Origin of the sequence: Pandoraea sp. PE-S2R-1 (genome assembly GCF_002179865.1) — a bacterium.
Lineage (GTDB): Bacteria > Pseudomonadota > Gammaproteobacteria > Burkholderiales > Burkholderiaceae > Pandoraea.
Map to the genome: position 1 here is coordinate 1 of NZ_NGUR01000123.1, position 437 is coordinate 437.

Consider the following 437-nt stretch of genomic DNA (forward strand, 5'->3'; position numbering starts at 1 on the left):
CCGCTGTCGTCGGACGTGTCGTATCGATCCGCGCGCGTGCCGATGACGCGCCCCCACACGCAACTGCCTTCGGTCATGCGCGTGCCGGCGTTCACGAATTGCGGGCAACTCATCAACCGGTTCAGGAAGTCGTAGTTCTCGTGCCCGCGGCTACCGGCGCGCATGAGCGACGCGCTGGCCGACACCGTGTCGAGCGTCTTTTTGTACGACGTGGCGTTGGTCGAGCTGACGAACGGCTGAAACAGCGGCCCGGCGTCGAGACGCCCGAGTTCCCAAATGTTCTGAAGATAATTCGCGAAGCTCGATTGATTGGCGTTGAGCGGCGCACCTTGCGGCTTGAAGTTGGCGTCCACGGCGACCATCGGGTCGCTGGTGCCGCCTTTCGCATCCTTCGACAGGAAGTTGAAGACAATCGCCGGACTCAGCACGGTCGTCGT

Annotated in this window: 1 protein-coding gene; it reads right to left on the reverse strand. The window is 62.7% G+C overall.

Going from position 1 to position 437, the window contains the following annotated elements:
* The coding region (locus tag CDV44_RS28180) for a hypothetical protein (protein WP_170936135.1) at positions 1-437 on the reverse strand (437 nt) is incomplete at both ends.